16 protein-coding genes are annotated in these 26,235 nt (G+C 65.6%); 5 read left to right on the forward strand and 11 right to left on the reverse strand.

Going from position 1 to position 26,235, the window contains the following annotated elements:
- The first annotated feature begins 14 nt into the window (after positions 1-14).
- Positions 15-2,528 carry an ATP-binding protein gene (locus QD228_RS02835; protein ID WP_279874344.1) on the forward strand — a complete coding sequence of 838 codons (2,514 nt, stop codon included), beginning with the start codon at positions 15-17 and terminating at the stop codon, positions 2,526-2,528.
- Between the two features lie 38 nt (positions 2,529-2,566).
- On the opposite strand, the gene cra is transcribed toward QD228_RS02835, so the two are convergent.
- Positions 2,567-3,559 carry a catabolite repressor/activator gene (gene cra, locus QD228_RS02840; protein ID WP_077378370.1) on the reverse strand — a complete coding sequence of 331 codons (993 nt, stop codon included), beginning with the start codon at positions 3,557-3,559 and terminating at the stop codon, positions 2,567-2,569.
- A 387-nt stretch (positions 3,560-3,946) separates the two neighbouring features.
- Here cra and ptsP point away from each other — a divergent pair, with 387 nt between their 5' ends.
- The 3 genes from ptsP to QD228_RS02855 are packed head-to-tail and all read left to right on the forward strand — an operon-like array spanning position 3,947 to position 9,746.
- On the forward strand, positions 3,947-6,916 hold the full coding sequence (gene ptsP, locus QD228_RS02845) for a phosphoenolpyruvate--protein phosphotransferase (RefSeq protein WP_279874345.1): 2,970 nt from the start codon (positions 3,947-3,949) through the stop codon (positions 6,914-6,916).
- Positions 6,916-7,968: a 1-phosphofructokinase family hexose kinase gene (locus QD228_RS02850; protein WP_279874346.1), complete on the forward strand. Its 1,053-nt coding sequence runs from the start codon at positions 6,916-6,918 to the stop codon at positions 7,966-7,968. The genes ptsP and QD228_RS02850 overlap by 1 nt, the downstream gene beginning before the upstream one ends.
- Complete coding sequence (locus QD228_RS02855; protein ID WP_279874347.1) at positions 7,965-9,746, forward strand: PTS fructose-like transporter subunit IIB; 1,782 nt, start codon at positions 7,965-7,967, stop codon at positions 9,744-9,746. The genes QD228_RS02850 and QD228_RS02855 overlap by 4 nt, the downstream gene beginning before the upstream one ends.
- Positions 9,747-9,866: 120 nt before the next feature.
- Here the strand turns inward: QD228_RS02855 and betT are convergent, their stop codons facing one another.
- From betT to QD228_RS02895, 8 genes are all read right to left on the reverse strand, one after another.
- On the reverse strand, positions 9,867-11,909 hold the full coding sequence (gene betT, locus QD228_RS02860) for a choline BCCT transporter BetT (RefSeq protein ID WP_077378383.1): 2,043 nt from the start codon (positions 11,907-11,909) through the stop codon (positions 9,867-9,869).
- 871 nt (positions 11,910-12,780) lie between these two features.
- Complete coding sequence (locus QD228_RS02865) at positions 12,781-13,911, reverse strand: Spy/CpxP family protein refolding chaperone (RefSeq protein WP_176493549.1); 1,131 nt, start codon at positions 13,909-13,911, stop codon at positions 12,781-12,783.
- Positions 13,912-14,066: 155 nt separating this feature from the next.
- Positions 14,067-14,444, reverse strand: a complete 378-nt coding sequence (locus QD228_RS02870; RefSeq protein ID WP_077378389.1) for a hypothetical protein — start codon at positions 14,442-14,444, stop codon at positions 14,067-14,069.
- Positions 14,445-14,644: 200 nt separating this feature from the next.
- Positions 14,645-15,388, reverse strand: a complete 744-nt coding sequence (locus tag QD228_RS02875; protein WP_084207931.1) for a response regulator — start codon at positions 15,386-15,388, stop codon at positions 14,645-14,647.
- Positions 15,389-15,423: 35 nt separating this feature from the next.
- Positions 15,424-16,986 carry a HAMP domain-containing histidine kinase gene (locus QD228_RS02880; protein ID WP_077378395.1) on the reverse strand — a complete coding sequence of 521 codons (1,563 nt, stop codon included), beginning with the start codon at positions 16,984-16,986 and terminating at the stop codon, positions 15,424-15,426.
- A complete protein-coding gene (locus QD228_RS02885) occupies positions 16,983-20,108 on the reverse strand; it encodes an efflux RND transporter permease subunit (protein WP_084207932.1) in 3,126 nt (1,041 codons plus the stop codon). Before QD228_RS02885 ends, QD228_RS02880 begins: the two co-directional genes overlap by 4 nt.
- The gene (locus QD228_RS02890; protein WP_279874348.1) at positions 20,105-21,505 is read right to left on the reverse strand and encodes an efflux RND transporter periplasmic adaptor subunit; all 1,401 of its coding nucleotides are present in this window, start codon (positions 21,503-21,505) and stop codon (positions 20,105-20,107) included. Before QD228_RS02890 ends, QD228_RS02885 begins: the two co-directional genes overlap by 4 nt.
- A 260-nt stretch (positions 21,506-21,765) precedes the next feature.
- The gene (locus QD228_RS02895; RefSeq protein ID WP_077378405.1) at positions 21,766-23,124 is read right to left on the reverse strand and encodes a gluconate:H+ symporter; all 1,359 of its coding nucleotides are present in this window, start codon (positions 23,122-23,124) and stop codon (positions 21,766-21,768) included.
- Positions 23,125-23,483: 359 nt separating this feature from the next.
- Between QD228_RS02895 and QD228_RS02900 the strand changes: the two genes are divergently transcribed.
- Positions 23,484-24,134 carry a gluconokinase gene (locus QD228_RS02900; protein WP_347882123.1) on the forward strand — a complete coding sequence of 217 codons (651 nt, stop codon included), beginning with the start codon at positions 23,484-23,486 and terminating at the stop codon, positions 24,132-24,134.
- Here QD228_RS02900 and QD228_RS02905 read toward each other — a convergent pair.
- Positions 24,097-25,137: a LacI family DNA-binding transcriptional regulator gene (locus QD228_RS02905; protein ID WP_176493545.1), complete on the reverse strand. Its 1,041-nt coding sequence runs from the start codon at positions 25,135-25,137 to the stop codon at positions 24,097-24,099. The genes QD228_RS02900 and QD228_RS02905 overlap by 38 nt on opposite strands.
- Before the next feature lie 73 nt (positions 25,138-25,210).
- Positions 25,211-26,137 (reverse strand): lysine exporter LysO family protein, encoded by a 927-nt coding sequence (locus tag QD228_RS02910; RefSeq protein ID WP_279874349.1) that lies wholly within the window; start codon positions 26,135-26,137, stop codon positions 25,211-25,213.
- Between the last annotated feature and the right edge of the window lie 98 nt (positions 26,138-26,235).

The following is a 26,235-nucleotide window of genomic DNA, read 5'->3' on the forward strand; positions in this document are numbered from 1 at the left end:
CCTCTGGCTCGCGCTTGAATCGGATCTTCTCGTCTCCCTCGTCCACGCCCGGCAACCCACATGATGGTGAGCCGTCTTCCCCCTCGTCGGTGGCGGGCTCCCCTGCATCACGGGATGAGGTGCCGGGCGGCGAGGCAGACTCGCACGCCATGCATGCTCTGGCCCAGGCGCCACGGACACGCTGGCCGCTGTGGGTCGGCATGGCCATCATCATCGCCTTGCTGCTGGCGGCCGTGGGAGTGGGCGGTGTCATCCTCCACAACCAGGTAAAGCTCGAGAACCGCACTCGCGATGATGCCGTCTGGACGGTCTATCAGCTGGACCGCGAGGCCATCACCCTCTCCAACTCCCTCGCGCGCTATGCCCAGGCGCAGGGCGTGAAGCGCGGTGCGGCCTGGCAGGAGGTGCTGGAGGATTTCGAGCTGCTCTACAGCCGGACCTTCATCTTCCGGCGCGGCGACTTCCGTCATCATCTGATGAGCCTGGCCTCGGTGCCCATGCTGGCCGATGAGGTGATGAGCCAGATCGACTACCTCGACATCCGACTGGGCGTATGGCGGGAAGAGGGGGAGTGGCGGAAGGAGGCAAAGTGGCGTGAGGGCAGAGAGTTGCCGGACGCCGCCTCTGTCGCGAGGCTGCAGACGCTGAGCGACGAGATCAGTGACGTCACCCAGACGCTACTGCTGCGGGTGAGAGCCCAGCTTGCCGAGGAGTCCACCCAGGAACGCCAGCAGCGCGATCGACTCGTGCATTGGATGCTGCTGCTGCTCGGGCTGATGGTGCTGACGACTCTGCTGGTCAGTCGCCAGGTCTGGCTGCAGGCGCGTGCGCGGGAGCAGGCCCGCCAGCAGCTGCTGAGCCTGTCCACGGCCCTCAAGCATGAAGCCGAACGCGCCGAGCAGGCCAGCCGTGCCAAGTCCGAATTCCTCGCCACCATGAGTCATGAGATTCGCACGCCGCTCAACGGTGTCATCGGCATGAGCGAGCTGCTGCTGGCCGAGCCGCTGGACAACAGCGCGCACCGGTATGCCACCAGCCTGCGTGACAGCGGGGAGGTGTTGATGGGGCTGGTGGATGACGTGCTGGACTTCTCGAAGATCGAGGCCGGCAAGTTGACCGTCGAGCGGCGACCCTTCGATCTCCAGCAGGCCGTCGATGGCGTCATCGATCTGTTGCTGCCACAACTGGACAGTACCCGTGTGGCCTTCGTCGATCACCGCTCGGCCCAGCTGCCACGCTGGGTCATGGGAGACTCCGTTCGCCTGCGTCAGGTGCTGCTCAACCTGTTGTCGAACGCCTTCAAGTTCACCCGGCACGGCAGGATCACCCTGATGGTGCATCCGCTGCCGGCGGGGCGAGTCCGTTTCGAGGTCAATGACACCGGTATCGGCATCAGCGAGATGCAGGCCAAGCGCCTGTTCGAGCCCTTCACCCAGGGGGATGCCTCGATCGCGCGGCGCTTCGGCGGCACCGGACTGGGACTGGCCATCGCGCGCCGACTGGTGGAGCTGATGGGGGGGCGTCTGGGCATGAACTCCCGCGAGGGTGAAGGCGCCTGTTTCTGGTGCGAGTTGCCGCTGCCGCTTGCCCCCATGAGCCCGCCGCAGACCGACTCCCACGCGCCTCTGCCGCTCAGCCGTGGAGAGAAGGTGCTGGTGGTGGATGACAACCACATCAATCGTGAAGTGGCGCGCGCCATGCTCTGCAGTCTCGGCTATGCGGTGACGGTGGTCGAGAGCGGTCAGGCGGCGCTGGACTGGTGTACGGAAAACGACGATATCGTGCTGGTGTTGCTGGATCTACGCATGCCGCGGATGGATGGCTTCGCCGTGGCGCGAGGCTTGAGGGCACTGGAGCGGCGCGACGGACGCACCGCCAGCTTGATCGTGGCGATGACCGCCAATGTGGAGGCCGGTGAACGGGCGCGCTGTCTCGCGGCCGGCATGAATGACTTCCTCTCCAAGCCGATGCGCCGTCACCAGGTCGCCACCATGCTGGCGCGCTGGCAGCTGCGGGACGGAGGCCTGGCTGGCTGGCATCAGAATGAGGCGGAACCGGACTGGGGGGGCGAGCCGGGGCTCCGCCTTCGCGGCGACGCCGGGGGTGAGGCTCAGCGTGATGCTCAAGGGAAAGCATCGCCGGCAGCATGCGCCGAGACGCCAGGCCGCCCAGGGCCGGCACCGCAAGCCCGTCATCTGGCGAGCCCATCGCCCTCCAGCTTGCGCGATGAGCTGGACACCGCCAGCATCGCCGAGCTCGAGAAGGCCTTCGATGCTCAGTTGACGGAGCAGCATCAACGTCTGACGCGTGCGCTGGCGCAAGGGGATCTGGCGCAGCTCACCCATGAGGCGCATCTGCTCAAGGGCAGTGCCGCAGCGCTGGAGCATGACCTGCTGAGCGACGCCGCGGAGCTGCTTGAACAGCACCTCGCCCGGCAGGCACCCCAGGGACGTATCGAGGCCGCCGTGGATGCGCTGCTGGCGGAAATACGTGAGCATCGTGCCACGGCGGGCGGGCAGGATAGCTGAACCGGTCGCGAGGCCGGGCCCGACGGCGCATGAGGCGTCTAGCGGCGACGCAACTCGCGTTCCACCAGGGTCAGGCCCGGCGTGATATCGCTCTGGATGGCGGCGAGCGCCAGGGTGAGGGTGGTATCCGCGATGCGCTGGTGGCACTGGGGCAGCGAGTGGATCGGCAACGGCAGGAAGTCGAGCAGGCGATCATCGCCGAAGCTGGCCATCGCCCTGGGGGCGTTGACAGGCGGGCCCTTCGAGAACAGCACGTCCAGCACGCCATCCATCAAGGTGTAGGAGGCGGTCACGATCGCCTCCGGCATGGGCGAGTGCGCGAGGTATCCGCGCAGTGCCTCGGCACCGGCGGCGCGCTCATAGCGGGCGGCGTGCAGTGTCGTCGCCTCAAGCGGCGTCTGGCTCTGATGGGTCTCGAGCGCCGAGCGCATGCCCTGGGCACGTTCCCGCGATATCTCGAGTTCCGGCAAGGCATCCAGCCACAGCAGGTCTCGTGGTGAATGCTCAAGCACCGCACGGGTCAGCTGGCTGGCGGCATCGGCATTGTTGCTGACCACGCTGGCGAAGTGGCGCGTGTCCAGTGCGCGGTCCACCCCGATCACCGGGAAGCCATCCAGCGTCAGTTCGCGGTAGAAGGGATCATCCGGTGCCAGACAGCTGGCGGTGATCAAGGCATCGACCCTGCGAGCCTTGAGCATGCGGGCCAGTTCGCGCTCCGTGTCGGGGATGTCGTCGGAGCAGACGATGAACAGCTGATAGTCGCGCTCGCGGGCACCGCGTTCCAGCAGCTTGGCGAGGCGTGCGTAACTGGCATTCTCCAGATCGGGCAGCATGAACCCCAGTGTCCGGCTTTCCCCGCGGCGCAGGGCGGCTGCCTGGGCATCGATCCGGTAGTGATGGCGTTGCACCACCGCCATCACGCGCTCGACCGTCTGTGGGCTGATACGTCGTGCCTGTGCCTGCCCATTGACCACATAACTGGCGGTGGTACGTGAAACGCCTGCAAGACGCGCGATTTCTGCCAGGGTCATGCCACTGTCCTTGCTGGAAGAGGGAGAACGGGACCTGCGAGCTCCATGTGCGAGGAATGATGCTCACTTGTGGCCTGAGGTGCAAATCCTCACTGATGACGGTATCCCTCGACCGACCCCTCGCAACCCCGCACCACAGGCGGCTCTACGCCCAATGTCTAGTCACGAAAACCGCGCATCTGCATGGCATTCACTTGATCACGCGCAAGAAAACGGCCAGCATGAATCCATTGAGGTGACACGATTCAGCAGTATTCGTCATCACGCCACGCCGCCGCTACCCTTGTGGTACTCGCCCCATGAAGTGCCGGTGCGTCAGATGTCACGCCCGCGCCGCACGTCACACATCCAGGCCTCTTGCCAGAGAGGGGCCTCAAGGAGCCCGCCATGCTCAGCCTTGCTCATGAGGATGTCCTCCTCGCCGCCCACGCCAATGACTGGCGCGACGCCCTGAATCAGGCCGCTGATGCCCTGGTTGCCGGTGGGCGCGCCACGCCGGCCTATCGTGAAGGTCTGCTGGCTCGCGAAGCGCAGTCTTCCACCTACCTGGGGCAGGGCATCGCGATTCCCCACGGAACACCCGACAGTCGTGAGGCCGTGCTGGCCACCGGCGTGCGTGTCCTGCAATTCCCGCAGGGGGTGGAGTGGCACGATGGCAACCGTGTCTTTCTGGTGGTGACCATCGCGGCGCAGTCCGATGAGCACCTCGATATCCTGCGTTCCCTGACGCGCGTGCTGGACCGCGAAGGCGTCAGTGAGCGCCTGGCATCCGCGACGACCGCGGAGCAGATTCTCGCCGAGCTTGGCCGCGAGGTGATTCCGCCACGTCTGGATGCCGATACCGTGCTGTGTGGCTTCCCGGCACGCGACCGCGATGAGCTGGTGCTGGCAGGCGCGGCGCGATTGCGTCAGGCCGGTTGCGTCGGGGACGGTTTTCTCACCGCGATGCTCCAGACCGAGCCGAACGCTCTGGGCCAGGGCATCTGGCTGGTGCAGTCCCGACAGGACGTGAGCCAGCCGGCGCTGTCCGTGGTCACGCCCGAGAAGGCACTGGATACCCGTCACGGGCGCATCAATGCCGTGGCCTGTCTGGCGCTGGACGCTGATGGCGGGCAGCACCGCGTGTTGCTGGAGCGTCTGCTGACGCTGCTGGAAGATGGCGCAGGCGAGCGCCTGCCGGGGCTGTCCACCTCCGCTCTGCTGGCGCGGCTGCTGGGGGAGTCCTCCACGGCACAGCTGGCGAGCGTGACGCTGCTCAATGCACATGGCCTGCATGCCCGTCCCGCCAAGCAGCTGGTGCAGGCCGCGCGGGACGCCGGCGAGAGTTTCGGCATCATTCCCTCGCTGCGCCTCGAGCAGGGGGAAGGCGGTATCGTCAGTGCCGCCAGCCTCACCAAGGTGCTGGGGCTGGGAGCACGTCGTGGCCAGACGCTGGTCTTCAGTGCCAACGGCGAGGATGCCCGGGCCAATCAGGCCGCGCTGGATGCCATGGTCGCGGCGGTCAAGGCAGGACTTGGCGAGTCCGTGGAGCCGCTGATGGACCAGCGTCCCGAGGCCAGTGCGCCGGATGCTCAGCCGGCTTCCGACAAGGTGGCAGCCCCCGAGGCCGACAGTGTCGTGCCGGCGGTGGCGGCCTCGCCGGGCATGGCCATCGCGCCCTGCTGGGTGATGTATCAGCCGCGCTTTCTCTATGAGGCGCGCAGCGATGCGGGCGCCGAGCACGAGGCCCAGCGACTGGCGAGCGGCATCCAGACGGCGCGTGAGCAGCTTCAGGAGCTGGTCAATCGGGCCGAAGGCGCCGAGATGGCCGAGATTCTCTCCATGCACGAAGAGATGCTCGGCGACCCGGAGCTGTTTGCCGCGGCGCGCGAGAGTCTCGAGGAAGGCCACAGCGCCGAGGCTGCCTGGTGGTCCGCCATCGACAGCGCCGCGCGAGCCCAGGAAAACCTCGCGGACCGTCTGCTGGCCGAGCGCGCCGCTGACCTGCGCGACGTCGGGCGCCGTGTGCTTGGCGTGCTCACCGACACGCCGCTGCCCAGCGCCCCCGAGACGCCGCATGTGCTGGTGACCGAGGATATCGGCCCGTCGGATGTGGCGCGTCTGGATACCTCCCGGGTGCGTGGACTGGTCACGGCCCTGGGCGGGGCCACCTCGCACAGCGCGATTCTGGCGCGTTCACTGGGCATTCCGGCGGTGGTCGGGGCTGGTCCGAGCGTGCTGGCGATCGCCGATGGCAGCGAGTTGATCGTCGATGGTGAGCGCGGGCGTGTCAGCGTGATGCCTTCCGCCAGTCGCCGCGCCCGGGCCGAAGAGGCGATCGCCGGCCATGAACAGCGTCAGGCCGCGGCCTGGGAAACCCGCATGGCGCCAGCCATCACCCGGGATGGCCATCAGGTCGAGGTGGTGGCCAACCTGGGCAATACCGCGCATGCCGGTGACGCCGTCGAGCGCGGTGCCGAAGGGGTCGGCCTGCTGCGGACCGAATTCGTGTTCATGGCCCATCCGCAGGCACCGGATCTCGCCACCCAGACCGCCCAGTACGGTGAGGCACTCGATGCGCTGGATGGCCGCCCGCTGGTGGCACGCACCCTGGATGTCGGCGGTGACAAGCCGCTGCCGTACTGGCCGCTGCCGCGAGAGGACAATCCCTTCCTCGGGCTGCGTGGCATCCGTCTGGCGCTGACGCGTCCGGAAGTGCTCGAGACCCAGGTCAGGGCACTGCTGATGGCGGCAGGCTCCCGCCCGATCCGCCTGATGTTCCCGATGGTCAAGGACCTTGCCGAACTGCGCGCTGCACGTGCCATCGTCGAGCGCGTACGCAGCGAGCTGGACGCCGCCCATGAAGCCGAGCACGGCCAGCCGCTGGTGCGTGACGTGCAGATCGGCGTGATGATCGAGATTCCCTCGGCGGCGCTGACGGCCGCCAGCATCGCTCCCGAAGTCGATTTCTTCTCGGTGGGTACCAACGATCTCACCCAGTACACCCTGGCCATCGACCGCGGCCATGCCACGCTCTCCGCACAGGCCGATGGGCTGCATCCGGCAGTGCTGCGTCTGATCGAGATGACGGTGGCGGCCGCGCATGCCCATGGTGCCTGGGTCGGCGTCTGCGGTGAGCTGGCCAGTGATGATCAGGCCGTGGGTGTGCTGGTCGGCCTGGGGGTGGATGAACTGTCCGTCTCCAGTCGCCAGATTCCGCTGGTCAAGGCGCGGGTGCGTGAGCTGGATCTGACCATGGCGCGCGAACAGGCACGCGTCGCCCTGGCGCAGCCGACGTCGGAAGACGTGCGCAGTGCGCTGGACAGCCTGATCGAACAGAACGCCCAACCCCATCCCCGGCAGGAGGAGCAGGTGTGATGACAGCTTCCCATCACTCGCCATCACACTCGGCTGCTGACTGTCCCGTGCTGTGCGTGACGCTCAATCCTGCGCTGGATCTGAGCATCGGGCTGGACAGTCTGACGCTGGGAACGGTCAACCGTGCACGCAGTCATCATCTGGAAGCCGCGGGCAAGGGCATCAACGTGGCGCGCGTGCTGGCGACGCTGGGCCACCCGGTGACCTTGAGCGGCTTTCTGGGGGCCGACAATCAGGCCGATTTTACCGTGGCCTTTGCCGACTGGGGTCTGGTGGACGCCTTCGAGCGCGTGGCCGGTGCGACGCGCATCAACGTCAAGCTTGGCGAGGCCAGTGGCCGGGTCACCGACGTGAACGGTACCGGCATGCGGGTGGACGAGGACGCCCTGGCACGCCTGGAAGCGCGCATCGATGACTGGATCGACCGCCAGCAGGCCGAGGGCGATCTGCCACGTTGTGCGGTGGTGATCGCCGGCAGTCTGCCGCCGGGGATCAGCCATGCCCAGCTGGCAGCACTGGTCAGTCGCGTGCGCGAACGCCATGTCGCCTGCTGGCTCGATACCAGCGGCGCCGCGCTGGAAGCGGGGCTGGCGGTGCCGCCCACGGCGGTGAAGCCCAATGAACAGGAGCTGGCGCTGTGGGCCGGGGAGCCGCTGGACAGTGATGCGGCCCGCGAGCGTGCGCTCAGGCGTCTGATCGATCACGGCATCGAGCAGGCGCTGATCTCCGCCGGGCCGGAAGGCGTGCTGTGGGCCAGCCCCGGCGCCGCCATGCTGCGCGCTCGGCCGCCGCGCATGCAGGTCGTCAGTACCGTCTGCGCCGGCGATACCCTGCTGGCCGCCATGCTGCATGGCGTGCTCTGTCAACCCGATGCCTCACCCGAAGACCGCAAGCGGATTCTGCGCCATGCCACCGCACTCTCCGCCGAGGCCGTGACCCATCCCGGTCCCGGCAATCCGCGTGCCACCACACTCAAGACCCTCCAACAACACACCAGCATCGAGACATTGGCGTCTGCCGATGTCGAGACAGCCGGAGAGCCACGCCAATGAACGTCATCATCGTCACCGCCTGCCCGAGTGGCATGGCGACCACCTTCCTGGCGGCGCGCCGCCTGGAGCAGGCCGCGCGTCGTCGTGGCTGGAATCCGATCATCGACATGCGCTCGCGCATCGAACCCGAGATCACCCTCAGCGAGGCGCAGCTGGCCGAGGCGGAGCTGGTGCTGATCGCCGCATCGCCGCTGGCCAGCGTGGCGCTGGACGACTTTCTCGGCAAGCGGGTGCATCTGGCCCCCATCGAGGATGCGCTGCCGGACCCGCAGGCCTTTCTGGAGCTGGCCGACTCGCGTGCCCGGGTGCTGGAGCGCAAGGACATCGCGGCCCTCACGGACTCGGCCGCACCCGCGTCTGCTGCCGACGAGACGCCCTTCACGTCGTCCCGGGGGCCGTCCATCGTGGCGGTCACGGCCTGTCCCACCGGTGTGGCGCATACCTTCATGGCCGCCGAGGCACTGAGCGAGGCCGGGCGGACGCTGGGCTATCCGACCCGTGTCGAGACCCAGGGCTCGGTCGGTGCCCAGGATGCGCTGACCGAACAGGAGATCGCCGAGGCCGAGGTGGTGATTCTGGCCTGTGACATCGAGGTCGACCCGACCCGCTTCGCCGGCAAGCGCGTCTGGCGCACCTCCACCGGTACCGCGCTCAAGAAGCCGCGCGACACCATCGAGCAGGCGCTGGAAGGTGCCGAGGTGGAATCCGCTTCGGCCTCTGGCGGTCAGGGTGGCCAGCAGAAGGGCGAGAAGCGCGGTCCCTACAAGCACCTGCTGACCGGGGTGTCCTTCATGTTGCCGATGGTGGTGGCGGGCGGCTTGATGATCGCGCTGTCCTTCGTGTTCGGCATCAAGGCCTTCGAGGAGGAGGGCACGCTGGCGGCGGCGCTGATGCAGATCGGTGGTGGCTCGGCCTTCAAGCTGATGATTCCGGTACTGGCGGGCTACATCGCCTACTCGATCGCGGACCGCCCGGGGATCACGCCGGGCATGATCGGGGGCTGGCTGGCCGCGACACTGGATGCCGGGTTCCTGGGTGGCATCATCGCCGGCTTCCTCGCGGGGTATACGGCCTCTGGGCTCAGTCGCTACGTGAAGCTGCCGCAGTCCATCGAGTCGCTCAAGCCGATCCTGATCATCCCGCTGGTGGCGAGCATGGTCACCGGGCTGGTGATGATCTATGTGGTCGGCACGCCGGTGGCGGGGCTGATGACGGCGCTGACCGAGTTCCTCGAGTCCATGGGCTCGGCCAACGCGGTCCTGCTGGGCATTCTGCTCGGTGCGATGATGTGCTTTGACCTGGGTGGGCCGGTCAACAAGGCCGCCTATGCCTTCGGGGTCGGCCTGCTGGCCAGCGAGACCTACGCGCCGATGGCCGCGATCATGGCCGCGGGCATGGTGCCGGCGCTGGGCATGGGGCTGGCAAGCTTCATCGCACGTTCCAAGTTCGCCGAACCGGAGCGTGAGGCCGGCAAGGCCAGCTTCATTCTCGGGCTGTGCTTCATCTCCGAGGGCGCGATTCCCTTTGCCGCCAAGGACCCGCTGCGCGTGATTCCCACCTGCATGGTCGGTGGCGCCGTGACCGGTGCCCTGTCGATGCTGGTAGGTGCCAAGCTGCTGGCGCCGCACGGTGGTCTGTTCGTGCTGCTGATCCCCAATGCCATCAACGTCCCGCTGATGTATCTGGGCGCCATCGTCGCCGGCACCCTGGTGACCGCGATCAGCTATGCGATGATCAAGAAGGGCGCACAGCAGGTCGAGACCGTCGCCGCGACCTGAGATGTCCGGTGCCTCGGGCACCCGTGACGTGATGGCGCAGACATGGAAAAGCCCCCGCCGGGAGACCGGCGGGGGCTTTTGCGTTGCAGGCCGAGCGTAGGCTCAGCACCGGGTGACGACTCAGTCGATGTCGGTCTGCTTGCCGATCACGCCTGGCATCACCGGGGCTTCATTGACCGTATCGTTGCGCACGAAGGCCAGATGCTGCTGATAGGCGGTGACCACTTCATCGAGCACCTGAGCACGCGACAGGCCGTTGAGCTCCTGACCGCTGCCACCCTCGGAGAGGTGGACGGCCAGACGCAGGTAGTAGTCATCGTTGGCATCGATGAAGCTCGGCGTCTGGTGACGCACCGAACGCACCTGGTAGACGAAGTTGGAGGCATCCTCGAACTCGACTTCCAGTGTCACGCGCGGCAGCGGCTCGCCCTCTGCCGTCTCTTCACTGACGGAGGAGACCTGGCCGCGACGGTTGAGCTCTTCGGCCAGCTGGTTGAGCGCCGGACGAATGGAGCGCTTCAGCGTTGCCTCGGCACTGCCGCTCTTGGCGAAGTCGAGCACGTGATCCAGACGCTCGTGCCAGTCGACCCCTTCATAGACGCAGCTGTTGTCCTGACGCACGTTCTCCTTGCGGTCCTCGATCATCAGCGCCTTGTACATGCCGATCATCATGAAGATCAGCACGATGGAGAAGGGCACGGCGGTGATCACCACGGCGCTCTGCAGCGCGCTCAGCCCCCCGACCATCAGCAGAGCCAGCGTCAGCAGGCCGATGATGGCGGACCAGAAGATGCGCAGCCAGATCGGCGCATCGTGGTTGACGTCCTTGAGGATGGACGTGAAGTTGGCCAGTACCAGCGCGCCGGAGTCGGCGGAGGTCACGAAGAACACGATCCCCAGAATCGCCACCACGGCGGTGGTGATGGTGGAGTACGGCAGCTGCTCCAAGAAGGTATAGATGGTGTTCTGCGGTGCGTTCAGGGCTTCGGTGGCCAGTGCGCTGACGCCCTGGTTGGCGACCATGTCGATGGCCGAGTTACCGAAGACGCTCATCCATACCATCATGAAGCTCAGCGGGATCAGCAGCGCACCGAACACGAACTGACGGATGGTGCGGCCACGTGAGATGCGCGCGAGGAACAGGCCCACGAACGGGGTCCAGGCGATCCACCAGCCCCAGAAGAACAGGGTCCAGCCGCTCATCCATTCATCGGTACCCGGCGTGTAGGCATAGGTATCGAAGCTCTTGGCGGTGAACTGGGTCAGGTAGTCACCGATGTTGAGCACTAGCGCGTTGAGCAGCTGGGAGGTGTCGCTGACGGCCAGCACGAAGATCAGCAGGGCGGTGGCCAGCAGCATGTTGAATTCGGACAGCAGGCGGATGCCCTTCTCGACACCGGTGATGACGGAAATCGTCGCCAGAATCATCACGCCGATGATCAGTGCCGCTTGCACGGCGAGGTTCTCGGGCACGCCCAGCATGAACTTGAGACCGTAGTTCAGCTGGATGACGCCGATGCCCAGTGAGGTGGCGATCCCGAACACGGTGGAGATGATGGCGAAGATATCCACGGCGTTGCCGATCGGGCCATTGATGCGGTTGCCCAGCAGCGGATAGAAGGCCGAGCGGATGGCCAGCGGCAGGCGGTGGCGATAGCTGAAGTACGCAAGCGACATGCCGGCGAGCACATAGATGCCCCAGCCGGAGAGCCCCCAGTGGAAGAAGGTTTCCACCATGGCGTTGCGGATCGCCGCCTGGGTCTCGGGGTCCCCCGTGACCGGTGCCACATAGTGGGACAGCGGCTCGGCGATGCAGTAGAACAGGATGTCGATGCCGATACCGGCGGCGAACAGCATCGCGGCCCAGGACATCAGCGAGAATTCAGGACGCGAGTCGTCCGGTCCCAGGCGGATGCGCCCGAAGCGTGAGCAGGCGATCAGCACACCGAAGACCAGATAGGCCACGATGGCCAGCATGTAGAACCAGCCGAAGGTATCGATGGTCCAGCTCAGGGCATTGCCGATCCACTGGTCAGCCAGTTCGGTGAACAGCATCGCGAAGGCGAGGAACGCCACGATACCGATGATCGATCCGTAGAAGACCGTCGGATTGATGCGACTCGAGGTCGGCGCAGCGCTCTCGGAGGAAGCGGGTTTCTGCATGAGGAACTCCTGTCATGGGGAAGTTTCACTCGTGCGTAGTGCTTTGCTGACAGCCTGCGGCTGTGGGGGCAACGGCAGGGTGTCAGCAAAGACGGACACGAACGGCACGGGCCTCGCTCAGCACCCGTCATGGGTAGCGCTGAAGCGGTGGCAGTGTCGACTGGCAGGCGGAGGTATGGCAGGTCCATCCGCAGGCAGCAGGCGAGAACGGCCTCAAGGCGATTCACGAAGGTCGGTCGGCGGGCGCCTCGACAACGGCATGCCTGGCGACTGTCTCGCGACCTTCATCATGGTGAACGTTCACAGGGCGCTGCTGGACGTCAGAGACTGTCTTGCCAAGATCTCTGACTCCGACATCTGCGCGGCGCGAATTCCTTCGCGGCCAGTGCCGGGTCCGCTTTCCGCTGACGGTTGCAGGCATCCCCCTGCGGTGGCTTCTGTCATGGACACCGTTGCTCAATGCCCTGTCGTTCGAGAGAACCCTCGGACGGGGGAGCTCAGCAGTCAGGAAAGCACGACTCTCATCATCACGCCATGTAATGCTCAAGGCCTCGCAAAATTATTTTAATTGATTGTTCAATAAAAATATAACCCCCATTACCCAAAAAGACAGGGGGACTGTCGCTTTCTCTTATGAACCTGTCGCGATCCGTCGGGCGCGAGCCCTCATGCCAGAGCCTCCCGTCAGGAATGTCGCGGAGAGAGACATTTCTGTCGCCAATGGACGAAAACGACACCGCCCCGACCACCAGAAGGCGGCCGGGGCGGCATCGTTTTCGCGTTTTCTTCCCCACAAGACCGATCAGGGTCACTTCATGGGGCGTGTCTGGCTGGCACCTGAAAAGGGGAGTCGCCTCTCAGGTGCCGCGCATCAGGCCTGCGGAGCCGGCTCGCCCGGTCCCTCCTGCGGACCACCGTGCGGGCCGCCATGACGCATGCCATTGGCCATGAAGGCCTCCAGCGCGTCCAGCTGTTCGGCGGACAGGACATCAGCCAGTTTCTCGCGGCCTTCCTGACGCAGTTCCAGGCGCTGCTCCTTCATCTCCTTGCGCATTTCCTGACGGGCCGCGACACGCTCCTGTCTGGTGTCGGCATCCTTCATGGCATCCCGCATGTCGTCGTGCATCTCTTTCATGCTGTCATGCATCTCGTCACGCATTTCCTTGCGGACTTCCTTGAGCGCCTGCATCTGATCATCGCTCAGATTCCAGCTTGCCAGCAGGGCCTTCATGCCTTCGCGCTGCTGACGCTCCGCCATCTTCGGGCCGCGCTTGTCGCGCTGGTGCATCATGTCCAGCACCTTGATCTGGTCATCGTTGAGCACCTTGGCGAGGCGCTCGTGCTGCGTCTCGCGCAGTTCCTTGAAGGCGGCCTTGCGCGCTTCACGCGAGTCGAAGTCGGTTTCCTTGAGCGACTTCATGTCGCCGCGCATGGCATCGAAGGAATCCTTGAGGGATGCACGCTGGTCCTCATCCAGGTTCCAGCTGTCGAACAGGGCGCCCATCAGTGCCATGCGCTGATCGCCATCGCGTCCCATGTGCTTGCCGCCGGCCGGCTTGTCCTTCATGGCCATCGGCTTGTCGCCATGCTTGTCGGCCCCATCAGGGCGCTTGGCATCATGCTTGCCGTGCATCGGCTTGCCTGCGGCCCAGTAGGCTTCAAGCACCTTGACCTGGTTGTCGTCGAGAATCTCGGCGAGGGCGGCCTTGTGCTGGTCACGCTGGGCCTTGATGGCATCACGACGTGCTTCGCGAGAGTCGAAGGTCTGTTCCTTGAGCTGCTTGCGGCTTTCCATCTGCTGCTGCTTCAGCGTTTCGAGCTTCTGTTTCTGAGCATCGCTGAGGTGCCAGCTGGCGAGAATCTTGTCCAGGCCTGCCTGGCGGCCGGCGGCACCGTCGTGCTGTTCCTGTTGCTTGACGCCGCTGGCGGCCATGGCGGTCATCGGCAGTGCCAGGGCGGTCAGCAGACCGGAAACGATGAGCTTGCGAGAAATGCGGTTCATGGCGTACTCCGTATGTCGAGATAAAGAACTGCGTTCATGCGATATAGCGAGTATCGGCGGCGAATGTGCCGGGATTGTGCAAGTACTCGCGGGTAAGTGTGCAATGTGTCATGTCAGGATCTGCAACGCTGTCGCGGCAGCCTGCCACGAGGCCGTCAGTGCCGGGCTTGCTTGCCCGTGCTGGCCTTGTCGGGGTAGTGGCGATCGAAGTGCTGATGAAAACGGCTTGTCTGCTCGGCGTTCAGGATTCTGTCGACCTTGGCCAGATAGTCCTGACGGGCCTTGGCCAGCGCCTTTGCATCGTGGTGGCTCTCGGCCGCCTGACGCTGTTGGCGGTAGTGACGATATTGCGTGTCGAGGGTGTCGCGCTGACTGACGTTCAGGCTGATGCCATCCAGCAATACGCTCAGGGAGACATCGGCGGCGCTGGCGCTGCTCACGGTCAGCGGTGACACCATCAGCATGACGCTCAGCATGCCGGCACTGATCAGACGAGTGCGAGGACGCGCACGCTTGGCAGGACGGTGGGACATGGCGAATACCTCACTTGTGGCGTGAGCCCGAGCTCATGCGGCAGTCGATGTCGCGTACTCAGGCAGTGATGACAGTATCCGTCGCAGTTGGACAGCAAGTTAGCACCGCGGGTGCAACAAAAACGCAACCGCCGTCTGTGGTCACAGACGGCGGTTGTCATGTTGCTGAAAGGTTCGCGGGCCCGGGGAGAGGCGGGGAGTCAGTCCAGCACGTCAGGCTCGAACTTGTAGCCGACGCCGTAGATGGAGCGGATCACGTCGCGCTCCGGCCAGGCACTGGCGATCTTGCGGCGCAGCTTCTTGACGTGGGAATCCACGGTGCGCTCCGAGACGATTCGGTGATCCCGGTACATGTGGTCCATCAGCTGATCGCGGGAGAAGATGCGCCCCGGTGATTGCATCATCACCTTGAGCAGCTGGAACTCGACGGCGGTCAGCCCCAGGTCATGGCCATCCGCCAGGGCCTGCCAGCCTTCTTCATTGAGCGTCAGCTGGCCCTTGGCGGAGCTTTGCGAGAGCGTCTGGTCGAGTGCCTGGCTGCGACGCAGCACGGCCTTGATGCGGGCGACCACCTCGCGCGGGCTGAAGGGTTTGCAGATGTAGTCATCGGCGCCCAGCTCCAGCCCCAGCAGGCGATCCACTTCCTCGACGCGCGCGGTCAGCATCACGATGGGCAGCAGGGCGTCTTCAGCGCGCAGCTGACGGCACAGGGTGAGGCCATCGGTGCCCGGCAGCATCAGATCGAGCAGGACCAGTGCCGGTCTCTCGTCATTGACCGCGGCGATGACGGCATTGCCATCATCCACGTGGCGGGTGCGATAACCGCTGCCATTCAGATAATCGCACAGCAGGCTGGCGATCTTGGGCTCATCCTCGACCACCAGAATCAGTGGCTTGCGAGATTGTGCCTGGTCATCGGAGTGGTCGGCGTGAATGTCGCTCATGGTCAAGAGTCCTTGCGGATGAAAAAGAGTCAGTCTCAAGTAGACAACAGCGGCAGGCGAATGTCCCATCGCAGCCCGCCCAGTGTGGAGTGCCCCGGCACCAGCTCGCCTTCATGGGCACTCACCAGCGCGCTGGCGATGGCCAGCCCCAGCCCGCTGCCACCGCTTGAGCGATTGCGCGAGTTCTCGACGCGATACAGTCGCTCGGTGAGGTGGGCAAGCTCGGCGTCCGGCACGCCGGGGCTGGAATCCTCCCAGCGCACGATCGCCCAGCCGGGGTGGCCGGCACCCTGGGCGGGGCTTGCGGCTTCGTGCAGCAGACTGACCTTGAGTCTGCCCGGTGCATCGGTATAGGCACGGGTGTTGCTGGCCAGGTTGCTCCACAGCTGATGCAGGCGTTGCGTGTCGCCCAGCACCCGCAGCGGCAGCGGGATGTCGGTCTCCAGTGCGATCCCGGCATCCGCCAGCCAGCCGCGCAGGTCGTCCAGGCTGTCACGGAGCTGGGTATCCAGCGCCAGCGGCTCGCGCCAGGCTTCCAGCGTACCGGCATCGCTCTGTGCCAGCAGGCGCAGGTCCGCCACCAGGCGATTGAGGGCGTCCACCTCCTGGGCCAGCGAGCCGAGGCTTGAATGGCTCATCGGGCGGAAGCCATCCTGCATGGCTTCAATCTCACCCTTGAGCACCGCCAGGGGAGTCCGTAGCTCGTGGGAGATGTCGCTGACCCAGCGCTGGCGGGAATCGCGATTGCTCTCCAGTGTCGCCGCCAGGGCATTGAAGTCCTCGGCCAGCCGCGACAGCTCATCCTGCCCGCGAACCGGCAGACGGGTGGCATAGTCGCCACTCGACAGGCGATTGGCACCAGAGGCCAGGTCACGGACGCGGTGCCCCAGCCACCAGGCGATCCCGGCGGCCGCCAGCAGCGAGGCGAAGGCGGATGAGAGCATGATGATGGCCAGATCGCGCGACTGACGTTCCAGATACTGGTCCTTGCCGCGTTTCAGCATCTCGCTTACCGGCAGATAGCCGAGTTCTCCGATCTTGCTGCCATCAAGCATCAGGTCCTTGAACTGCATGCCGGGAATGGGGCGCGGTGCCCCATTGAGACGCTGGCCATCGGCATCACGCAGCATGTAATCCTGCGGGCGCGTCATGTTGGGCCCCAGCAGCATGGCCTGCTCTCCGACCGGCGGGCGCGACATGCCGGGGCCGGGCATCATGCTGTCCTCCCGTCCCGGCGGGCGCGACATGCCGGGGCCGGGCATCATGCTGTCCTCCCGGCCTGGCGGCGGTGACATGCCGGGCCCGGGCATCATGCCGTCCTCTTCGCTCGGCGGGCGGGAGTGCACGATACGCCCCCAGTTGCGCCGACTCTTGAGCCATTGCCAACTGCCCTCGGCGGCATAGGCGCTGATCAGGTCCGTCGAGATCATCTCGACGCGCTCCTGTTGGGTCTGCTGCAGGTACTCGGCGAAGCCCTTGTCCATGCTCTTGGAAATGAACAGGTAGATGCTGCCGCCGATCACGACATTGGTCAGCAGCAGGATCACGAACAGGCGGACCGAAAGTCTCGAGCGCAGGGCGGTCACGGGTTGGATCATGACGCACGTTCCTCCTGAGACGGGGTGCGGGGCGGCAGTCCCAGCAGGCGACGCAGGCTGTGCTGCAGGTCTTCCAGCAGCAGATAGAGCGACGGCACCAGGATCAGCAGGATGACCGTCGCGAACAGGATGCCGAAGCCGATGGAAACGGCCATCGGGATCATGAAGCGAGCCTGGCGCGAGGTCTCGAAGATCATCGGCGCGAGACCGAAGAAGGTGGTCAGCGTGGTCAACAGGATCGGACGCAGACGTCGCGTGGCCGCCATGATGATCGCCTCACGCGCACTGGCTCCGGCCAGCCGCTGGCGGTTGGCATAGTCGATGAGGACCAGCGCATCGTTGATGACGATGCCCGACAGCGCCAGCATGCCCATCAGGCTGATCACCGACAGCCCGTAGCCCATCAGCTGGTGGCCGATCACCGCGCCGATCAGGCCGAAGGGGATCGCCGTCATCACCAGCAGCGGCTGCAGATAGCTTCTGAAAGGCAGGGCCAGCAGCAGATAGAGCGCCGCCAGGGTCAGCAGCAACGAGACCTGCAGGGACCCCAGATTGTCGGCGGTCTCCTCCTGACGTCCGCCATAGCCGATGCTCAGAGTTGGATACTGACTCTTCAGCTCGGGATAGACATCGCTTTCCAGACTGGTGATCACCTGACTGACCGCATCGGATGGCGTGACGTTGGCGGTGACCTCGATCACGCGGCGACCATCGATGCGCAGGATGCTGGAGGCGGCGCGTCCCTGCTGGATGTCGGCCACCAGTCCCAGTGGCACGCTGACGCCGTCGGCCGTCTGCACGCCGAAATTCTCCAGCTGGGCCAGACTCGCGCGCTGGGCTTCGGGCAACAGCACCTTGACCTCGACCTCATTGCGACCCTGCTGCTGCTTGAGTGCCGTGGCGCCGGACAGCGGTCCGCGCAGCTGGTTGGCCAGCGTCGCGCCGTCCAGTCCCAGCGAGCGTCCATAGGCATTGAGCTGTAGATAGAGCTCGCGCTTGCCGTCATCCAGGCCGCTGTCGATATCCGACAGCGAGCTGTAATCCTCAAGCGAGGTCGCCAGGGTCGCGGCGGCCGCCATCAGCGCGGCACTGTCGGAGGATGACAGTCGAATGGTGAGGCCCGCGCCGCGTCCCGGCCCGCCGATATCGGACTCGAACAGCAGCGATTCGGTATTGGCGATGGTGCCTGCTTCCTCGCGCCAGGCCTTGATCAGCTGCGAGGGCGACCAGTTGTTCTCCACCGTGGTGTCCAGATTGGCGATGATGCTCAGCGAGTTGCCTTCTATCTCGGCGCTGGTGGAAAAGACCGCCAGGTCGGCTTCGCGCTCGCGCACGCGGTCCAGCGCCGCCAGCAGCAGGGTGCGCACTTCGCGGTCCTGGCTGATCGGGCTGCCCACCGGCAGATTGGCGGTGACGCCGGCGCGGTTGGATTCCACTCGTGGCATCAGCGAGAAGCCGAGACGGCCACTGGCCATCCAGGCCATCGCCAGCACCAGCAGCGCCAGGCCACAGATGGCGGTCAGACCACGGTAGTTCAGACACCCCTCGAGGAAGGGCTGGAAGCGCTGACGCGTGAAGCGCTCAAGTCCGTGCTGGACGCCGTGACGCACGCGGTCCAGCGGTGCCAGCCAGCGAATCGGCTTTTCGCTGGTGTGTCCCAGGTGCGCGGGCAGGATGAAGATCGCCTCGATCCAGCTCAGCGCGAAGATGCTGATCACCACCAGCGGGATGATGCCGAATACCAGCCCGAGGAAGCCGGGCAGGAACAGCAGCGGAATGAAGGCCACGATGTTGGACAGGATCGAGAACGCCAGTGGCACCGCGATCTCGCGCGCGCCGAGGATGGCGGCTTCGCGCATGCTGGCGCCGCGCTCGCGATGCGAGTGGATGTTCTCGCCGACGATGATGGCGTCATCCACCACGATGCCCAGCGCGATGATGAAGGCGAACATCGAGATCATGTTGATGGACACGCCGACCAGCGGCAGGAACAGCATCGCGCCCAGGAAGGCCGTGGGGATGCCCAGGGTGACCCAGAAGGCGAGGCGCGCCTCCAGGAACAGGCCCAGCAGCACCAGCACCAGCACCAGCCCCATCCAGGCGTTCTTGAGCAACAGTTCCAGACGGTCCTGGTAGACCAGCGAATCATCGTCCTCGACACTCAGCGTCAGGCCGCGCGGCAGGCTGGCGGACAGCTCCGGCAGCATCGCCATGGTCGCGGCGGACAGCTCGTTGGGTGTCTGGGAGCCGACCTGATAGATGTCCAGGCCGATCGCCGGCTCACCGTCATAGAGCACTTCCTTGTCACTGTCGGCGAAACCGTCGGTGACGGTGGCGATATCGCCCAGGCGGATGACATTGCCTTCCTGACTGGAGATCACCGGCAGCTGCGCGAACTCGGCGGCACCGTCGCGCCGCGCCTCGTAGCGCACCAGGTACTCGCCCTGCTGGGTGTCCAGGCTGCCGCCGGCCAGGTTGAGCGCCTGATTGCCGATCAGGCTGGCCACATCCTGATGCGAGAGGCCGTAACGGCGCAGCGCTCCTTCCTCCAGTGACACGTGCACTTCCCGGTCACGGATGCCGGTCAGCTCCACCTTGGTGATGTCGTTGCTGTCCAGCAGGCTCAGGCGCAGACGCTCGGCGACGTTGCGCAGGGTCTGGTCATCCGTCTGGCCGTGCAGCTTGAGTTCCATCACGCTGCGCGAGCGACCTGCCAGCGAGTAGACGGGCGGGTCGGACTCATCGGGCAGGGTGGTGATGCTGTCGATGGCCTGCTGGATGTCCTGGTAGGCGCGCATGGTCTCGACGCCATCCTGAAGCTCGATGGACAGTGAGCCGAGGCCTTCCTCGGCCGTGGCGGTGATCTCCTCGATCCCCTCCACGTCCTGCACCGCGGATTCCATGGCCTGCAACAGACTCTCGGACACTTCATCGGGGGTCGCGCCGGAATAGCTGACGCTGACGTTGATGATCTCGAGCTCGAAGGAGGGGAAGACCTCCTTCTTGATCTGGCTGGACATCAGCAGACCGCCGAGAATCAGACACAGCATCAGCAGGTTGGCGGCGACACCATGATCATGCATCCAGCGGATGGGGCCCTTGAGGCGCGATGGTGCCGTCATGAGTCACTTCCGGTGGTCGTGGCGCGCTTGTCGGCAACCGTGGCGGTCTTGTCACCAGTCGCGGTGTCCTGCTCAACTGTCGCGGTGCTCTTGTCGCCAGCCGTCGTCTTGTCGTCAGCCGCCTTGTTATCAGGGGTCCTGGTGGTCGGCGTCGGCGCATCACCGCGGGCACGCAGCGCCATGCCGGCCTCGACATTGCTCAAGGCACTCACGATGACCCGCTCGCCATCGCTCAGTCCCCCGGCGATCAGCAGGGTGTCGTTGCCCAGATGGCGCACGCCCACCGCACGTTTCTCCAGATAGCCATCCTCCGTCAGCACCCAGACCTGCTGGCCACTGCGCAGGGCGCTGACCGGCAGCTCGATCAGCGATGCGGTGCGCTGAGGTGTCAGAGTCGCTTCCACCACATCGCCCAGGCGCAGGGCCGGCGTGCTGGCGCGCGCCTCCTCGGAGACGTCGAGCGCCAATGGGTCTTCCACTGCCACCATCACCTGGGTCAGCAGGCCGTTGTCCTCCAGGGACGGCAGGACGCTCCACACTTCGCCGCGCCGATGCTGGCCCTCCGGCCATGCCTTGCTGGACAGCAGGACCGGCGTGCCCTGACCGTCACGGGCATGGGTCGAGAGCCATTCCATGTCGGCCTGCGGGAGGTTGAGACGCACCCAGAAGCGGTCGGTGGCCACCAGCGTCAGCAGGTCGGTGAAGGCGTTGAGGTCACTGCCTTCGCCGACCAGACGCTCGCTGATCAGGCCGTCATAGGGCGCGCGGATCTCGGTACGTTCCAGATTGAGTCTGGCCTGGTCGCGGCTGGCGCGGGCACTGTCCACCGCAGCCTGAGCCGACTTGAGCTGAGGCTCGCGCAGCACCAGCGCTTTCTGCGCCGCCGGCAGGTTGCGACCGAAGGTCTTGTATTCCGAGGCCGCGCGGATCTGCTCGCCCTTTTCCGAGGCGAGGCTGGCTTCTGCCGTGGCGAGATCCGCCTCGGCCTGACGCAGCGCCAGCTGGTAATCCAGCTGGTCGAGGCTCGCCAGCAGCTGGTTCGCGCGGACTTCACGGCCCGCCTCGATGCCCTCGGGGAAGGGCGCCAGTTGACCGCTGACCCGGGTGGATACGGTCGTCTGGCGATCGACGATCACGCGGCCGTAGCCTTCCAGTGTCGGTGCACTGGCCGTATGGCTGACCGTCACCACTTCCACGCTGGGAACCGGGGCGTCACTGGGCGCGCGCTTGGGGGCGCCGGGGCGATGGGTCATCCACCAGGCCGCCAGCGCTATCGCCAGCGCGAGAATGATCAGCGCCAGCAGGCGCATCCAGATCAGACGGCGGGAGGAGGGTGGCTTGCTGCCAGTGGCGGAGGGTGGCGATGCCGGGGTTGGCGACTCAGGGCTGTTGTCCATGCGGACTCCGGACGAAAGATGTCAGGCCCTGATGCGCAACGGCCTCTGACCAGTCGCGAGAGCGCCGGGCAGAGACGAAGGATCATGGGCCAGAATGGCGGACGAAAGGGTGGATGATCGCATGATGTCATGCAGGCGCAATGCAAAAGTGGGAAATAGCGTGCAAGACGGCGTGATAGGGAATTCTGGCATTTGCCAGGCACAAAAAAAGCTGCCACACGCCGCGGCAGCTTTTCGTCAGCGCTCCGGGTCGCGGGTGTCTAGAGGAACAGCCCGATCAGCAGCGCCATGCTGACGCCGATCACGCCGATCAACGTCTCCATCACCGTCCAGCTTTTCAGGGTGTCCTTCTCGGTCAGGCCGAAGTAGCGGCTGACCAGCCAGAAGCCGGAGTCATTGACGTGGCTGAGCACGGTGGCGCCACTGGCGATGGCGATCACCACCAGTCCCAGCACCGGACCGGACAGCGCCAGCGTATCGATCACCGGCGCCATCAGGCCGGCGGCGGTGATCATCGCCACGGTAGCCGAGCCCTGGATGACACGCACCGCGGTGGCGATCAGGAAGGCGAGCAGGATCGGTGGCAGATTGCTGTCGGCCATCAGGGTGCCGAGCACGTCACCGACGCCGGAGTCGATCAGCATCTGCTTGAAGACACCGCCAGCCCCGGTGACCAGAATGATGATGCCGGCCGGCTCCAGTGCCTTGGTGGCGACTTCCATCACCTGTTCACGCGTCATGCCGCGACGCGTGCCCAGCAAGGTGAAGGCCATCAGCGTGGCCAGACTCAGCGCCACGAAGGGATGGCCGAGAAAGCCCAGCCAGCCGACCAGCGGACTGTCGTCACCGAACAGGAAGCCGGAGACGGTGTTGAGCACGATCAGCGCCAGCGGCAGCAGCACGATGGACAGGATCAACCCGAAGCCCGGGGCGCGCTGATTGACCTCTTCATCGCTCATCACGCTGCCGGCATTTTCCATGTACTCCGGGATCTTGGCATCGATACGCTTGGCGATGAAGCGACCGAAGATCGGGCCCGCGACAATCATCGCCGGCAGACCGCACAGCGCCCCGAACAGGATCACGTAGCCGAGGTCGGCGCCGATCAGCTTGGCGACCGCGATCGGCCCCGGGGTCGGCGGAATGAAGGAGTGGGTGACGGCCAGACCGGCCAGCAGCGGAATGCCGTAATAGAGCAGCGAGCGGCCGCTGCGACGCGCCAGTGCATAGACCAGCGGCACCAGGATGATGAAGGCCACATCCAGGAATACCGGAATCGCGACCAGGAAGCCGGTCAGCGCCAGCGCCCACTGGGAACGTGAGGTCCCGAAGCGCCCCAGCAGGGTATTGGCCATGCGGTCGACGCCGCCGGACACTTCCAGCATCTTGCCGAACATCGCGCCGAGCCCGACCACGGTGGCCACGAAGCCCAGGGTGTTGCCCATGCCGTTGGTGACGGAATCGATGATGGCGTCGGGCTGCATGCCGGTGGCCAGCCCGACCCCCAGACTCACCACCAGCAGGGCGACGAAGGCGTGCAGGCGCAGACGCATGACGAGGTACAGCAGCAGCAGGATACCGCCGAGGGCGGCAAGGACGAGGGTGCTATCTGGGGACATGATGGCGAACTCTTGCGGCTGGCGGTGGCGGGGCGATCTGCCACGGCCTTGGGCGTATGGTGTGAGGCGTGTCGTGTGAGGCCTGTGGTGCAGGGCCGGTTTTGCCAGACCTGTTGTGCAGACCTGTTGTGCAAGACCTGTTGCTTCGTGCAGGATGAAAGTTACCGGTAACATAAGCGTCTGTGCAATGATCCGAAAGGTGCATGTCGCCGGGTCGCCACGACATGGATGATGCTGCGCGGGGTATCCTGCGCAGCGCCGCCGCTCATGGGCTCGCCACGCAGGGTTCGCCGTGGCCGGCCCGGGTAGCAAGGTGGGACGACAGACAACACGGATATTCTTCAAGGGGAAGGGGTGTCATGCAGCAGCAGGCAGAAGGGGTGTCATCCACGGCGTCCGCTCAGGGCAGCGTCGCGCTGGACGACGAGAACGTCACCTTGCCCGAGGGTGGGGTGCGACTGGTGGTGATGGGCGTGTCCGGGTGCGGGAAGTCGCATGTCGGCCAGGCGTTGGCGGCATGTCTGGGGGCGCAGTTCATCGACGGTGATGACTATCATGGCGAGGCCAACGTGGCCAAGATGGCGCGCGGCATCCCGCTCAATGATGAAGACCGCCATGGCTGGCTGGCCCGCCTGGTCGAGCTGATCGATGAGGCGCGCCGCGAGGGACGCAGTCTGGTGCTGGCCTGCTCCTCGCTGAAGCGACGCTATCGCGATCAGCTGCGTGGCGGGGATGCGGCGCTGGGCTTCGTGTTCCTGGAAGGCACGCGCGAGCTGTTGCTGGAGCGTCTGGAGGCGCGCACCGATCACTTCTTCAAGGGCGCCGCCATGCTCGATGACCAGCTGGCGACCCTGGAGGTGCCTGAGCGTGAGACGGAACGTGTCTATACCCTCGACATCAGTGCCACACCGCAGGCGTTGGTCGAACAGGTGTGTCAGCAGCTGACGGCGCAGCACGCATCCTCGAAAGCGCTCACGCCCGGGGCAGACTCCCGCCTCTCTGCAGGCTGAAGCCCAGGTCTTCCCACAGGCCACGCGGCGTGGAGGCGTGATCGCCGCTCAGGCGTGCCAGCAGCAGGGCGGCGGTGCGTTCGCCGATCTCTCGGCGCGGCGTGACCACGCTGGCAAGCGCAGGCCAGGTGCCACGGGTCATCTCCAGACCATTGAAGCCGGCCAGCGCCAGCCGTGCCGGCACTTCCAGGCCGCGACGCTGACACTCGAACAGTGCACCGGCGGCCAGGTCGTCGTTGCAGCAGAAGACGGCGTCGAGATTCGGCCACCGAGTCAGCATCTCGTCCAGCAATTCGCCGCCCAGCTTGACGCTTGAGGGTGCCGGAGTGGTCATCAGGTACTCCTGTGACAGGCCGGCGGCCTCGACGGCGGCACGCCAGCCCGCCAGACGCTGCTCGACGCGGCGGTCCATGCGCGCGGCCAGAAAGCCGATGTGCCGGCGGCCACTCTCGATCATCGCCTCCGCCATGGCGCGGCCGGCGGCGTGCTGATCCAGCCCCACCGCCATGTCCAGTGGCGCCTCACGCTTTTCCATGCACTCCACCACGGCACAGCCGGAGCGCGCGATCATCTCGGTGACGCGTTCGCTGTGGCGGCTGCCGCACAGCACCAGACCGTCCACGCCGAACGAGAGCCAGGTCTCGATCAGGCGCTCCTCTTCTTCCATCGAATAGCCGGTATGGCCGATCAGCAGCTGATAGCCGGCGGCGGCCAGCGGTGCCTCAAGCCCTCGATGCAGTTCCGAGAACACGGCATTGGACAGTGACGGGATCAGCAGCGCGATCAGCCGGGAGCGACCACTGGCGAGGCTGCCGGCCTGACGGTTGGGCATGTAACCCAGTTCGCGGGCGCACTCCCGTACCCGCTCGCGCATGGCGGCGGAGACCTTTTCGGGCTGGTTGAGCGCGCGCGAGACCGTGACCTTGGTCACGCCCAGGCGAGCGGCGATGTCGGCGAGCGTCACGCGTCTGGGGCGCGGTGGAGTGTGATGCAGAGGCGGCATGGCAATGTCAGGCGCTGGAAAGAGAGAGGCCGAGTGTCACCGTTCCGGGGTGTCATCGGCAAGGACCACGACGTCAGACGTGGCTGAGCGAGAGCAGGAACAGGATCATCGGCGGCGAGGCCAGCGAGAGCAGAAAGCCGGATACGACGGCCACGGGCACGCAGGCAACGCCGCCGGTCTGCTGGATGACCGGCAAAGTGAAGTCCATCGAGGTCGCGCCGCCGAAGCCGATGGCCAGCGGCGTGAAGCGTTGGATGGTCAGCGGGATCAACAGGAAGGCGAGCAGTTCACGGCTCAGGTCATTGAAGAAGGCTGCGCCACCCAGAATCGGCCCGAGCTGATCACCGATCAGGATGCCTGACAGCGAATACCAGCCGAAACCGGCCGACATCGCCATGCCCTGATTCCAGTCGAGTGCCAGAAGCGGTGCCGCCAGCAGTCCGCCCAGCAGCGAGCTCGCCATCACCGTCAGCGCGATGAACAGGCCATGGCGGTTGAGCAGGATCTGGCGCAGGCTCATGCCGAAGCTTCTCAGCTGGCAGCCGATCAGCGCCAGCAGGGCATAGAGTGCCCACTCGGCCAGGGTGTCGGTGTCGAGCGAGATCTCCATCAGTCCCAGCACGACGCCCGCCGCGACGCCCAGCGCGACCGCCGCCGCCAGTGTCAGGGAGCCGGACAGCGCTTCCCAGCGGGTCATCGGCGCTCCCTCCACCACGCGTGAGGCATCCGCACGCAGTGCACTGCGGCGTGACAGCGCCCACAGTGCCAGCAGATTCAATGGCGTGATGATGGCGAACAGAATCACCGCCTGCCCGCTCATGGCGGCCATGCCGGCGCCGAGTTGCTCCAGCCCGGCAAGCCCCATGCCCATCAGGAACAGGATGACGTAGATCGAGGCATTCACCAGCTGATTGACGACCGCCAGACGTGCGGGCTGCTCGATACGCACCAGATAGCCGAGAATCAGCGGCAGCAGGATGAAGATGAGACCCGAGAGCATGACCCTTCCTTGTCATTGGCCGTCGACAGGACCAGAGCGACGTAAGCGATTGATTGTCAGTGAGTATCACTGGGAAGGGTTACTGTAACGATTGCCGG

Source organism: Cobetia sp. 3AK (assembly GCF_029846335.1).
Lineage (GTDB): Bacteria > Pseudomonadota > Gammaproteobacteria > Pseudomonadales > Halomonadaceae > Cobetia > Cobetia marina.